14 protein-coding genes are annotated in these 13,809 nt (G+C 39.2%); 11 read left to right on the top strand and 3 right to left on the bottom strand.

The annotated features are described in order from the left end of the window. Nucleotides 1–44: 44 nt before the first annotated feature. Nucleotides 45–851, bottom strand: coding sequence for a hypothetical protein (locus tag AO498_RS11565; protein ID WP_067547668.1), 807 nt, complete (start codon nt 849–851; stop codon nt 45–47). A 216-nt stretch (nt 852–1,067) separates the two neighbouring features. Continuing rightward, nucleotides 1,068–2,195 carry a hypothetical protein gene (locus AO498_RS11560; RefSeq protein ID WP_148660230.1) on the bottom strand — a complete coding sequence of 376 codons (1,128 nt, stop codon included), beginning with the start codon at nt 2,193–2,195 and terminating at the stop codon, nt 1,068–1,070. Nucleotides 2,196–2,779: 584 nt separating this feature from the next. On the opposite strand from AO498_RS11560, the gene AO498_RS11555 reads away from it, so the two are divergent. From AO498_RS11555 to AO498_RS11515, 9 genes are all read left to right on the top strand, one after another. After that, on the top strand, nt 2,780–3,388 hold the full coding sequence (locus tag AO498_RS11555; protein ID WP_067547662.1) for an NAD(P)-binding domain-containing protein: 609 nt from the start codon (nt 2,780–2,782) through the stop codon (nt 3,386–3,388). A gap of 210 nt (nt 3,389–3,598) precedes the next feature. Beyond that, on the top strand, nt 3,599–4,258 hold the full coding sequence (locus AO498_RS11550; protein WP_067547659.1) for an ROK family protein: 660 nt from the start codon (nt 3,599–3,601) through the stop codon (nt 4,256–4,258). Between the two features lie 49 nt (nt 4,259–4,307). Further along, entirely contained in the window at nt 4,308–5,681 is a 1,374-nt protein-coding gene (zwf, locus tag AO498_RS11545; protein ID WP_067547656.1) for a glucose-6-phosphate dehydrogenase, read from the top strand. A 16-nt stretch (nt 5,682–5,697) separates the two neighbouring features. Then, nucleotides 5,698–6,369, top strand: a complete 672-nt coding sequence (gene pgl / locus AO498_RS11540; protein WP_067547653.1) for a 6-phosphogluconolactonase — start codon at nt 5,698–5,700, stop codon at nt 6,367–6,369. Nucleotides 6,370–6,617: 248 nt separating this feature from the next. Then, a complete protein-coding gene (locus tag AO498_RS11535; protein WP_148660229.1) occupies nt 6,618–7,031 on the top strand; it encodes a hypothetical protein in 414 nt (137 codons plus the stop codon). 90 nt (nt 7,032–7,121) lie between these two features. Continuing rightward, on the top strand, nt 7,122–8,606 hold the full coding sequence (locus AO498_RS11530; protein WP_067547649.1) for an acyl-CoA synthetase: 1,485 nt from the start codon (nt 7,122–7,124) through the stop codon (nt 8,604–8,606). A 16-nt stretch (nt 8,607–8,622) separates the two neighbouring features. After that, nucleotides 8,623–8,982, top strand: a complete 360-nt coding sequence (locus AO498_RS11525) for a malonate transporter subunit MadL (protein ID WP_067550450.1) — start codon at nt 8,623–8,625, stop codon at nt 8,980–8,982. Further along, a complete protein-coding gene (madM, locus tag AO498_RS11520; RefSeq protein WP_067547643.1) occupies nt 8,979–9,740 on the top strand; it encodes a malonate transporter subunit MadM in 762 nt (253 codons plus the stop codon). Before AO498_RS11525 ends, madM begins: the two co-directional genes overlap by 4 nt. 68 nt (nt 9,741–9,808) lie before the next feature. Continuing rightward, entirely contained in the window at nt 9,809–10,384 is a 576-nt protein-coding gene (locus AO498_RS11515) for a helix-turn-helix domain-containing protein (protein ID WP_067547641.1), read from the top strand. 70 nt (nt 10,385–10,454) lie between these two features. Here the strand turns inward: AO498_RS11515 and rfbA are convergent, their stop codons facing one another. Then, complete coding sequence (gene rfbA, locus AO498_RS11510; RefSeq protein WP_067547637.1) at nt 10,455–11,315, bottom strand: glucose-1-phosphate thymidylyltransferase RfbA; 861 nt, start codon at nt 11,313–11,315, stop codon at nt 10,455–10,457. Between the two features lie 266 nt (nt 11,316–11,581). On the opposite strand from rfbA, the gene AO498_RS11505 reads away from it, so the two are divergent. After that, entirely contained in the window at nt 11,582–13,015 is a 1,434-nt protein-coding gene (locus AO498_RS11505; RefSeq protein WP_236778593.1) for a glycoside hydrolase family 32 protein, read from the top strand. 146 nt (nt 13,016–13,161) lie between these two features. Further along, nucleotides 13,162–13,779, top strand: coding sequence for a TetR/AcrR family transcriptional regulator (locus AO498_RS11500; protein ID WP_067547633.1), 618 nt, complete (start codon nt 13,162–13,164; stop codon nt 13,777–13,779). The last annotated feature ends 30 nt before the right edge of the window (nt 13,780–13,809 follow it).

Genomic DNA, 13,809 nt, shown 5'->3' with positions numbered 1-13,809 from the left:
AAGTTTCGTCAGTTGTTCCATTGGATCAATTTTGTGATAAACACTTAGCCCCTATTCCCATTAAATCTTGATTTAGCACTCAGCCTTACCACCATCACTTTTCCATTTTTGGAAATGGGATAGTATCCTTTGGTTTCACCCTTTTCCAGTTCCAGCACCTGTGCATCTTTCTTGTTGCCATATGCCAGTTCTTGAATCAACTTTTTCTCTTCACCTAAAGGGACGATCACCAATTGCTCAAAAGCCAGATTAACCAAAGCAACTGAATCTGATCCTATGTTAATCTCAACCCATACTTTTTTACCATTTACTTCCTGAGTAAAAATCAGTTCAGGTTGGAACACCTGATCTGAACTCTTAGCGATCGCTAATAAAACTTCCTTGGTCTTTAGGATTTGTGCGCTGTCTTTCATGTAGTCAACGATCTTTTCCAAGCTACCCTGATGGGACTGGACTACCTCTGTGGTGATTGCTTTAAAATCCTTGAGATGATTAGTACGAATGATGTAATTACTGATCCAAGCGACCACTACGAAGATTCCAAAACCACCTAAAACCCACCCGAACCAACGCTTGCCTAATCTTGGATTAGGGTGATTCATCTGATTGATCTTAGATTCGGCAATCAGGTCAAGACTCAGCGTGACATTGATCGCTGCTGCGACTCCAATAACTGATATTCCCAAAAAAAGCACAAAAACCATCAGATCCATGGAGTCCGATGAGTAGATATTCAAGCCTATCAAACTGGTAACGATCACAAAGACAAACCAGAATACTATCAGGATTCCTGAATAAATCATCACATAGGAGGAAACGCTTCGGATTAGAAGCTTGAGTTCATTCTTCATGGTTAGCTGGTGATATCTTAAATCTATAATTTGATTGCTTTCAAAAAAATATCCTTTGCTTGATTTTTAAGTAAAATATTAGGTAACTGAATTGTCACCTATTATTTACCTTCCAATAGATCCAATGTATTTTATGATACAGGGCTAGATTTCTTTCATTCAATAGTAATCAACTAATTGAAAATCAATAGTCTAAGAACTCCTTGAAATTTAAATTTAATGACTTGCGTTTGAAGGGAAAGAAAAAGGAGGCTTTTTGAGGTTAAAAGGGATAAATACACCCTGTTTCCTAAACTTCTCGCGTACTTCCCAATGGTAAGACAAGAGGTGATTTACCTGAAATAACTCCCAACTACTGTTACATTGTTCGATGAAACTATCGTATTCCGTTGGGGTTAATGCGAAATAATAATCTAGCCATACTTTCCGCTCTTTCGCAAACCATCCCAAAAATGATTCAATGGTTTCCCGAAGTTCAGGCTCAAAGTTTAGGTCTTTAGAAAAGGGAAAATTTAATTTACCCTCGTATTCTTCCTGCTCCAATCGGGTAAAGGTAGAACCATGCAGCCGCCAATACTGATGGTCCTCCATACGGTTTTCTATTTCCAAAAGCCATTTTATCAAAACTTGATGACTGATTTCAGAAATATCAACCACAATAAACCTGGCAAGGTCCACCTTGAAATCTTCAGTAAACCTTACCAAAAGGTCGAGGTAACTATAGAATCCAAGGAAGTTATCCCATTTCCAGAATTCTGTTTTTGAAGGTCCATCACTATCGATCGACAAATAGGTCGATTCATAGCTAATTCGCCAAGCTTTGATTTCTTCCAGAGTTACCATCTCCCCTTCTTTCTTGCTTTCCCAATAAAAAGCTCCTTCTAGAGCCCGCTGTAAATTGATTGGATAGTTTTCATCTTTTATAACCTCTGTTTTATCGTCTTCATAAACCCAAAAATAAACCTGGCTTCCAAGGTCCTCGATCAGCTCATTAGTCACTAAATGATAGCATGGAAAGATATCTTTAACGAACTCAACCCCGTTAACATCCTTTTCTAGGACAAATCTTAGATCAAAGTGATCTCCAGGGTATCCATGGAATTTGAATCCAAGTCTATTTGGAAAAATATCACATTGTCTACTGCAACAAGCCCCAGGATAATAGGTAAGTCGTGAATTTTCTGGATCAACTTCATCAAAAAAGTTTTCAAAGAATTCCCCCAATCGCTTTAAGAAAATCTCTTTTGGAACGTCATAATAGATGGGCTCCTGTAAAAGCACCTCTAATCCTGCTACATCCATGCGAGCAAAACAGTCTAAAACTTGACCAAGATGGGAGTTCATAAATGAAATTTTAAAAAGAGGGATATTGAGATTACTTTTTAGCTTAATCCAAGTATTAAGTTGCCATTTCAATTATAAGGAGATACCACCTCTTTTCAATTTGGTGACTATGAAGAAACTTAAATTGGTGAAGTAATTTTACTTGAAAGAAAGATTTCTGAAAAAATTTATTGTTTAATCTGTTTGATTCTAATTGAGCAATTTATGTTGCCTATTTGTTGCCAGGAATCCATAAAACATTGACTGTTTGAGCGTCGAGAGATTTTGTATCGGAAAGTAAACTCCCCCCTCACCCTACTCAAAAAGCGACTTCAAACGTCGCTTTTTTTATTCGATAAGTTTAAAAACCATTTTTTTAGTCTTTCAATCTGAGCAAATTTTCTTTTTACCAAAAAGGACAACTGTATTTCATAAATTAAATTTTGGACTTCATCTACCAAAAACCGCTTTGTGCATTGTGAATCGAAAATTTTCGAAATATAATTTTGAATTAGTGCTGTAACACTCTACTTTTCAGAGGATTATTAAGGAAAAAATCCTTCCTCAATTGATCCTGGAAGTGTTTCAACGTAAACTTTTATACTATGAAAATTGCAATCTTAGGCGGTACTCCTCTAGCCAAATCGCTAGGTAAAAAGTATCTCGAAGCCGGAATTGGAGTTGCTTTTGGTGTTGGAAATGATTTCGATACCGAAGAACCAGAATGGAAAGCTTTGAATAAGTTTTTCCATCGTTTAATGCCATACGAATCTGCGATTGTTCAAGGTGAATTTATTCTCCTTTGTTATGAAAATGCGGATTTCCCAGAAGTCTGGGTTGCTTTGAAACATACGGATACAGATGGTAAGATCATTATCGACTGCTCCAATGGATCTTTTGATACTAAACATGGATTTACCAATGAGCAATTGATTCAAAAAGCAGTTCCAAATGCGAAGGTGTTTCGAGCGTTTTACAACTTTGATGTAAACTTCGACGGCTATATCCGAGCAGGTGAAAACCGAGAAGCTTTTTTCCAAGGTGAAAATGGAAATGAGAAAAATCGTGTAAAGCGATTAATCGAAGTTATCCGATTCAAAGCAATTGACAAGGGAATTTGCGTGCCAAGAATGGTTGTGAATACACCTGAACTCAATCATGAACCTGAAAAAATCTTGGCCGAGAGTGCCAAAAATCGAAGCATTTCGGCTTGAATTGAATTCAAAGCGGAACTTAGACCCCAAAAGATTATCGCTTTTGGGGTTTTTTCATTTTGCAATTGAATACTCTTACAGACTTAAGCTTGAATTCATAGGAGCTAAAATCCCTCTGAATCGGATTTAAAGTAAACAAATCAAATTTTTCCTTTTTGCTTCTGATTTTCGGTGGCATCTTTACATTACGTTACACCAGACCCACGGCAGATGAATGTATTAGTCATAGACATTGGAGGTTCCAACATTAAAATATTGGCTACTGGACAGCCTGAACGAATTAAAATTCCATCCGGAAATAACTTTCGTCCAGAGAATCTGGTGCCTTTAGTAAAGGAAGCTGCCAAAGATTGGTCCTATGATGTAATTTCTATGGGTTTTCCAGGTGTAGTCAAGCATGGCAAAATTGTGGCAGACCCTGTAAATATGGGCAGTGGGTGGACTGGATTTGATTTTGAAAAGGCCTTCGGATGTCCAGTAAAAATCATCAACGATGCAGCGATGCAAGCATTGGGCAGTTATGGGGAAGGTAAGCTTCTATTTTTAGGCTTCGGAACTGGACTGGGTACCGCCATGGTACTAGAAAATGTGATTATTCCTCTCGAAGGAGGCCACCTACCCTTTAAGCTTGGAACTTTTGAATCTCATGTAGGAAATGCTTCCCTCAAAAAAGTGGGCAAAAAGAAATGGATGGAAATGGTTTACAAGACCATTGAACATTTCAGACATTGCTTTCAGCCCGATGAAATCGTATTGGGAGGTGGTAACTCCAAATACTTAGAAGAAATTCCTGCAGGATGCCGCTTAGGATCCAATAAAAATGCATTTGCTGGAGGGTTTAGATTATGGGAAAAAGACTACCTGTTCTGAACTTTTCTCCAATCACCTTTATTTCCTCAACATACTATTCTATCAATTCATGACTCAAGTAAAATCAGACGCACTGGTATTTTATGGTGCTACCGGTGATCTGGCTTTCAAAAAAATATTTCCTGCACTTCATATGATGGTTAAGCGGGGAAACCTCCAAGTGCCTATTATCGGAGTAGCTCGAGGAGATTATGATTTGGAAAAACTCAAAGCCCGAGCCAAAGAAAGCATTCAAAAGCATGGAAATTATGAAGAGGAATCTTTCCAAAAATTTTCAAATCTTTTGGGATTTGTTGGAGGAGATTATACCGATGAGGAAACCTTTAAACGGATCCGAACAGCAATCGGAAATGCCCATCACCCCACCCATTATTTGGCGATTCCTCCGGTGCTATTTCCAAGTATTATTCAGCAATTGGATCAATCGGGGTGCGCTAAAGGCGCTCGAGTGATCGTTGAAAAGCCTTTTGGCACAGACTACGAATCAGCAAGAGCTCTTAATAAAATCCTTCTTTCTAAGTTTTCCGAAAGTTCGATTTACCGAATTGACCATTATCTAGGTAAAAGGCCGGTTAATAATATCGTCTTTTTCAGATTTGTGAATTCTTTGTTGGAACCTGTCTGGAACAAGGATCATATCGAATCGATGCAAATTACCATGGCTGAAAATTTTGGAATTCAGAGTCGTGGGGCATTTTATGATGTAACCGGAGCTATTCGAGATGTGATTCAGAATCACCTTTTCCAAGTGCTTTGTAATTTAACCATGGAGCCACCTAAGGCTCTGGATAGTGAATCCATCCGGGATGAAAAGGTGAAGGTTCTTCAGGCCATTACTCCTCTCAGAGGGCAAGATGTGGTTAGAGGTCAATATAAAGGGTACCTCAGTGAAAAGGCAGTAAAGCCCGATTCCAATACGGAGACCTTTTCCGCTATGCGATTGCATATCAATTCTCCTCGTTGGGAAGGTGTACCGTTCTACATTCGAGCAGGAAAAAATCTTCCAGTTACCTGCACGGAGATTCTGGTCCGGTTTAAGCATTTACCTTCCGCATACTCTTCTGTAGCATCCAAGCCAAATCATATTCGATTTAGAATTAGCCCAGATGTCACAGTTGCATTTGGCATGTTGATTATGGCTGAAGGTGAAGACATGAAGTCGGTCATGAGTGAGATTCAAGGTAATCCTACACCATTTCCAAATGAAAAAGACGCCTACGAGCGCGTTTTGACAGATGCAATGGCAGGTGATCCAACGCATTTTGCGCGACAGGATTATGTGGAAGAAGCTTGGAAAATAGTAGATGATTATTTGGCTTCAGAGTGTCCTGTTTTTGAATACGAACCAGGAACTTGGGGACCTGAAAATGTGGACGAGTTGATTTTACCTCCTGGAGGCTGGAATAATCCTATCGTGAACTAACCCGACTATTTCAACTATGAAGATTCATTCATTTGCAAGTGCTGATGCAGTAGCTCATGAAGCTGCGCTATATATTGCCCAAGCTGCTCGAAAGGCTATTTTTGATCATGGTCGTTTTACTTTTGCAATCAGCGGAGGTCGCACACCTTGGGAGATGCTTAAGTTTTTGAGTAAGGAAAAATTGGCTTGGGAAAAGATTTTCATTTTTCAAGTTGATGAGAGAATTGCTCCTGATGGACATCCAGATCGTAATCTGACTCAGTTTTTCAAAACCATGGAAGGCTCTGGTTTGATGACACGTGTAAATGTGTTTCCAATGCCGGTCACTCAAGAAAATCTTGAGGAAGCATGTATGGAGTATTCGGAAACAATTGCTCAGGTTAAAGGAGAAGCTCCATTTGATTTAATTCATTTGGGAATGGGAGCAGATGGCCATACCGCTTCGCTTGTTCCCAATGATCCAATTTGTGAAGTGAAAGACAAAGACATCGCCATAACCACCAATCTTTACCAAGGCAGATTGCGAATGAGTGTCACCTACCCTTTCATCGCAAAAGCTAAAGAAATCATGTGGGTAATTACTGGTGATGAAAAAAGAGAAATGTACCATCGATTTTTAGATGGAGATGAAACTATTCCTGCCGGAAAAATTTCCAAGGACAATGCGGTTGTGTTTACTGATTTATAACGAGAAGTATTTACCCGAAAATAGAAAAGGATGTATCAGATTACATCCTTTTTTTATGCCCAATTGAGCAGTTCCCCCTCACAAAATACGGCATATTCCGTATGATTTGCTTTTATAAAATCTAATTACTTTTGGCTGATCATAATTCAACTTATTGGAAAAATTTTAAATCTTAAATTTATGAAAATCTGTGGGTTATGGTGAATTTTCTTATTCTCGTTCTATTCTTTCTAAAACCCCAATCCACCATGAAAAAAACGATTTTAACGCTTCTTTTTTTAGGAACTTTCTCCTTTTGCTTTTCTCAAAGCTCTAAACTGATGGTCTATGTTCAATTTACTGGAATTGAAGCAGGCTATGACCATGAAACTAAAACGTCTGTCTTTGTAGACGGGAAGGAATATGGTACTTCATCTGTAACGCTACAGAGCAAAACGGGGAGTTTTGCGGTTGAAGTTCCGCAAGGAAATCATTCGCTACGAGTCGTGAATTATGCACTTTATGAAGGAAATTGGGAAGAGCATACCATTGAGAATGATTACAGCATCGATTGTGTCTATGAAAGTGAGACCAAGTTTTCCAAGAAACCTCAAAAGCTCTATTTGGTATTTGATATTGATTCTGGAACCCATTATTCCTGGAAAAAACCCGTTAAGAAATAAAATTTCGAAAGCCCGGTAATTCGGGCTTTTTTTGTGTCCTTTCCTGGTTAACTTCCAATCAAAATTTGACCCATTACCTAATTAACTTCAATGATTTCCCTTTTTAATCAGTCCAAAAACCTACCTCAAAAAACAGCCATTATCGATCATACGGGTACCTTCACCTACCAACATCTCAATGAACGAAGTAATGATTTTGCGGCTTACCTGTTGGATGGAAAATCTGATTTGAACGATGCCAGAGTGGCTTTTATGGTTAATCCAGGAATGGATTATGTGACTGTGCAGTGGGGAATTTGGAAAGCGGGAGGAATAGCAGTCCCTCTTTCGATTTCTTATCCTCTCCCCTCCTTGATTTATGTCTTGGAAGATACCGGAGCTGACATTGTTGTCGTAGGTCCTGAATTCGAAGAACTTTTGCAATCCTATGTCCTAGAGAAAGAGAAAAGGTGGATTGTGATTACAGCAAATTCCGAGTTTGAAAATCAGGGACAATTGCCTGATGTTTCTGGAGATCGTGGAGCAATGATTTTATATACCTCGGGAACCACAAGTTTACCAAAAGGAGTCCTAACCACCCATGATACGATTGAATCTCAAATCAGTACCCTAATTCAAGCTTGGGAATGGACCGAAGAGGATCGAACCGTTTGCGTATTGCCGCTTCATCATGTTCATGGGATTATCAATGTGGTAAGCTGTGCCCTATGGTCTGGTGCTACAGTATATTTTAATTATCCATTTGATCCTGATGGGATTTTTCAACTTTTTGTTGAAGAAAAGATTAATGTCTTTATGGCGGTTCCTACCATCTATTTTAAGTTGATTCAAACTTTTGATGGATATTCAGAGGATCAGAAACAGGAAGTTTCAAATTCCTTTAAGAAGGTTCGATTGATGATTTCAGGATCTGCGGCTTTACCTGTTTCTGTCATGGAAAAATGGCAAAGTATTTCTGGCCATTACCTTTTGGAGCGCTATGGAATGACTGAGATCGGAATGGCAATTAGTAATCCTTACCGTGGAGAACGAAGAGCTGGATTTATTGGTCAACCCCTTCCTAAAGTTGAGGTTCGTCTTGTGGATGAATCCAATCGAGCTGTAGAAAATGGCCAGCCCGGAGAAATTCAGATCAAGGGACCTTCTGTCTTTAAAGAATACTGGGGCAAGCCAGAAGCTACTGCAAAATCCTTTACCCTCGACGGTTGGTTTAAAACTGGAGATATAGCGGTGGTAGAGGAAGGGTATTTTAGGATTTTGGGCCGAGATTCGGTAGATATCATTAAATCAGGGGGCTATAAAATATCAGCTTTGGAGATCGAAGAAGTGCTAAGAAAACATCCTGAAATTAAAGATTGCGCCGTAGTGGGAATCCTAAATGAAGAATGGGGAGAGCTGGTGGCAGGTGCTTTGGTGGTTAATTCAATCCTTTCTTTTTCCGACCTTAATCAATGGATCAGAACTCAAATGCCAGCCTACAAGACCCCTAAAAAATATTTGATCGTGGATGAATTGCCTCGAAATGCCATGGGAAAAGTGGTTAAAAACGAGGTCAAAGGACTTTTTTCAAATTGAAAATCGAGCAGCTAAAATGATAAAAGGACTAACTGTACTTTCAATTTCTTTCCTTCTCGGGATGTGGCTCGGTGATCTTTTAGGATCATTATTTGGCCTTTCTTCCAATGTCGGGGGTGTAGGTTTTGCCATGGTCTTTTTAATTCTTGCAAAAGCCTATTTAAGTCATAAAGGATATTGGAAAGAGGAATGGGAGTCTGGAGTAGACTTTTGGAATAAGCTATACATCCCTGTAGTCATTGCCATGGCCGCAAGTCTTAATGTCAAATCCGCTGTAAATTCTGGATTGCTGGCTGTTTTTGCGGGCATAATTCCAGTTATCATAGCTTTTGTGGTTCTTAAATTACTTATTCAAAAATCATCACTGAAATCATGAGTTCGTTTCAAAATTTGATCGATAAAAATGGGTTGATTGTGGCGTTTTTGCTGGTGGGTTTATTAACCTTCTTTTCCGATTGGGCTTCCAAAAACCTGTTTAAATCTAAAATTCCGGGTTCTGCTTTGGCAATTTTCATTGCCTTGATTGCTGGATATATTGGAGGTGTGTTAGGAAATGGAGAAAAAGGTTTGGCGGATTTAGCATACTTCAAGGGCTTATCCTTTTTGGGAGGTTCAATGTTCCGGGACTTTGCAATAGTTGCAACAGCCATTGGCGCGAGCTGGATGTTAATTCGGAAAAGTGGCCTTTTAGGTTTGGTATCATTGGTTTTGGGGATTGGAGTATTTTTTATTTCTGGAGTAGTCTTGGCTTGGTTGATGGGTTACAGAGATGTGGTAAGCCTTTGTACCCTTGGTGCAGGAGCTTGTACCTATATCGTCGGACCTGTGACAGGTGGTGCTTTGGGAGCAAGTTCAGAGGTAATTGCCTTAAGCATTGGCATCGGAGTAGTAAAAACAATTGCAGTCACGATCCTCACTCCCATTCTAGCAAAACCAGTCGGATTAACTCATTCCGGAGCAGCAATGGCATTTGGAGGAATTATGGGAACTTCGAGTGGGGTAGCTGCGGGGCTAGCAGCAACAGATCCGAAACTGGTTCCGTACGGTGCAGTAACAGCCACCTTTTATACAGGTTTGGGATGTTTGGTTTGTCCTTCCTTATTTTATTTGATTCTGGAGGCATTGATTGGCTGATTTGAATATTTGGGCTTCTCCAAAATTTGGGTTGAACTTTTTATTCGCGATGATTGGTTGAAATCAGTATGGAAAACAAGTCAAATTCTTTCCTTCAGATAAAAAATATGGTCTGTCCACGATGCATTGCGGCAGTAGAACGGATTTTTGATGAACTGAATATTCCAGCTAAAGTCGAACTGGGGCAAGCTAAACTTTCGGAAGATTTGACAGAACTGGTTCGCTCAACCCTAAGCGAAAAATTAAATCAGGCGGGTTTCGAACTTTTGGAGGACAGTAAATCTGTCCTCATTTCAAGGATTAAAACGATCATTATCGATCGGATCCATCATCAGGAAAACCCGCCGGAATCCAATCTATCTGAATTTCTCAGCAGAGAATTGGCCCATGATTATTCGTATTTGAGTAGATTATTTTCAAGTGTGGAAGGTCAAACTATAGAGCGGTTTACAGCTAAACAACGGACCGAAAAGATTAAAGAATTGCTGATTTATGGGGAAGAGACTCTTGCTGAAATTACGGATCAATTGGGCTTTAACAGTGTCGCGTATTTAAGTGCCCAGTTCAAAAAAGAAACGGGCATAACCCCGAGTCAATTTAAAAAACAGACCAAGCCTTCTCGAATCTCCTTGGATCGACTCTAAAAAAAATACCGAGTATTTGCCCAGGCATCTTGGTTCAAATACTCGGTATTTCGAATAAATAGAGTTGAATTTATTTTACTAATCGCTTGAGGTAAGTTCCATAACCACTTTTTCCGAGCTTTTCGGCAGCTTTTAGCAGTTGTTCTTTTCCTATAAATCCATTTCTAAAAGCAATCTCTTCAATGCAACCGATTTTCAATCCTTGTCGCTCTTCGATTACTTCAACAAATTGGGCTGCTTGAAGGAGAGATTGATGGGTACCAGTATCTAACCAAGCAGTTCCACGGTTTAATATCGCCACCTGAAGTTGCCCTTTTTTAAGGTATTCATTATTGACATCTGTGATTTCCAATTCTCCTCTAGGACTTGGTTTGATGTTTTTGGCAATTTCAACGACCTGATTATCATAGAAGTAAAGCCCTGGAACAGCAAAATTTGACTTTGGGTTAACCGGCTTTTCTTCGATGGAAATCGCTTTTTGGTTTTCATCAAATTCTACGACGCCATATCGTTCAGGATCATTGACGTGATAGGCGAAGACCACTCCCCCTTCAGGATTAGTATTTTCTTGAAGTGTTTTGTGTAAACCAGATCCATAAAAAATATTATCCCCAAGGATTAAGGCCACCTTTTCTTTTCCAATAAATTCCTCTCCAATAATAAAAGCCTGTGCAAGCCCATCTGGACTGGGTTGAACCGCATATTCAAATCGACATCCAACTTGCGATCCATCACCCAACAGTTTTTGAAAAGATGCTGAATCATCAGGAGTTGTTATAATCAAAATTTCACGGATGCCAGCCATCATTAACACAGATAGCGGGTAATAAATCATCGGTTTGTCGTAAACAGGCATTAATTGCTTACTTACCGAAATGGTTAAAGGATAAAGTCTAGTGCCGGAACCTCCGGCCAAAATGATTCCTTTCATAGGGTTTATTCTTCTGTTTCTAAAATGTTAAATAGTTGTATTCAGCATGACAATGGGTGACTTTATACAACTATTGAATTTGAAAAAAACTAGTTTCAGCGACAAAGCTATACAATGAGGTCAAAGTGCAAAAATATTTCCTTGAATTGATCTTGGAACTTTGCTGGGTAGATGATATGATTTGAATATTTTTGATCTCTCTATTTTATTCAATAATGCAGAAATACGCTCTTATTTTCAGTATTCTTCTTTTCATTTCAGGTTGCATGAAAGAAAAAGAAATCAAGTTTCAGACTACGCAAACAGAAATCTATCGTCCGCTTTATCATTTTTCACCGAAAAATGGATGGATGAATGATCCAAACGGTTTGATCTATATCGAAGGAGAATACCATCTGTTTTTTCAGCATTATCCAGATAGCACCGTTTGGGGCCCCATGCATTGGGGCCATGCTACCTCGAAGGATTTGATCCATTGGGAAGAGCAACCCATTGCTTTGTATCCGGATAGTCTAGGATATATTTTTTCTGGAAGTGCCGTATACGATAGTTCCAATTCCTCTGGATTAGGTACTTCGGAAACCCCTCCGATTGTTGCAATTTTTACTTACCACGATATGGAAGGAGAAAGGTCTGGCGCCTCTGATTACCAAAAACAAGGTATTGCCTATTCGTTAGACAAGGGAAAAACATGGGAGAAATATGAAGGAAATCCGGTGCTTCCAAATCAAGGAGTTAGGGATTTTCGAGATCCTAAAGTTCGCAAAATGACTCAAGCAGACGGCACAGAATCCTGGGTCATGACCCTAGCTGCTAAAGACCAAGTCCAGTTTTACAGGTCCTTAGATTTGAAAAATTGGAGTTTGTTGGGGGAATTTGGAAAGGGAGTGGGTGCTCACGGAGGCGTGTGGGAATGTCCCGACCTACTTTCCATGAAAGCGCCGGATGGAACTGATAAATGGGTTTTACTGGTAAGTATTAATCCTGGTGGTCCGCAGAAAGGTTCGGCTACTCAATATTTTATCGGCGATTTTCAGGATGGGCAATTTGTTCCTGACGATACCATGATTCGATGGCTAGACTATGGACCGGATAATTATGCAGGGGTAACTTGGTCGAATCTGCCTGAGGAGCAAAATAGAACCTTATTTATAGGTTGGATGAGTAATTGGCTCTATGCTCAAGTGGTTCCAACATCGAGTTGGAGATCATCGCTTACTTTGCCACGGATATTGGAACTAGTGGATATCAATGGAACGCTTTTGTTGAAATCAAAGCCTGCAAGCGAACTAATTAATCTTAGAAAAGAGACCTATTCGATTTCCAAAAATGAATCTGAACTTCCTGGAATAGCTACTGAAATTCAGGCAAGTGTAAATTCTGAGGATCAATTTAACATTACTTTTTACAATGAATTGGGAGAGGAATTAGCAATCAACAAGGAGAATGGTTTAGTGACTATTGATCGGTCCAAAGCGGGTAAAGGCAGTTTTCATGAAGATTTTAATGCCATGCATTCTGCTCCGATGAGTTGGAAAGCTGAAGAAATTCGGATTTTTCTGGATGCAAGTTCTGTTGAACTATTTGTCAATGAGGGAGAGCTGGTATTGACTTCCCTGGTGTTTCCGAGTTCTCCTTGGTCAAGAATGAAAATCAATTTTGGACTTAATGATTTAGTAGTGTATTCATTACAAGATTAAATTCTTGACGTTTGGGTAAATCACTAATGCGATTGATTGATCTCAAGTAGATTGAAAACTTTTTTTCAGAAAAAGACAAAAAATTTTAGATTTTACTTTTTTCATTAAACACTGTTTAATTACATTTGAGTGTTCAATAAATAAAGATGGGTATCAACGATCGAAAAGAAAGAGAAAAAGAAGAACTACGCGTGCGAATCCTCGTGGCAGCAAAGACCTTGTTTCTTCAAAAAGGAATCGATAAGACTTCCATCAGAAATATCGCTGATCTGATCGAATACAGTCCTGGTATTATTTATCATTATTTCAGAGACAAGAATGAAATCTTCCATGCCTTGCATCAGGGAGGATTTAGTCAGTTGATGAGCAAAATGAGCATCTTAGGCTCTGTAAGGAATCCATTGGAAAGGCTCAAAGCCATGGGAAGTATCTATGTAAATTTTGCAATGGATAATCCTGATATGTACGACCTTATGTTTATCAAAGAAGCTCCCATAGATCACGTAGCAAATACGGAACATGATGCTTGGAAAGAAGGTGGTGGTACCTTCAATTATCTTCGATCAACCATCATGGAGTGTATGGAGCAAGGATATTTTAAAGGTCACGATGCAGAGGCACTTTCTTACATGGTTTGGTCTACTGTACATGGAATGGTTTCCTTGAGTATTCGAAAACGTTGTGAAGTTATTCTTCCAGAACGTCAGCAATCTATTGTTGAGGAAGGTTTGGAAGAGTTTTTCAAAATGCTGGATCGGATTTAAAAAAATTTATTCAATCATTAAACACTGTTT

It is taken from the genome of Algoriphagus sanaruensis (assembly GCF_001593605.1).
Taxonomy (GTDB): Bacteria; Bacteroidota; Bacteroidia; order Cytophagales; family Cyclobacteriaceae; genus Algoriphagus; species Algoriphagus sanaruensis.
The sequence above is the reverse complement of the archived record's forward strand: the minus strand, read 5'-3'. Positions and strand labels throughout refer to the sequence as shown.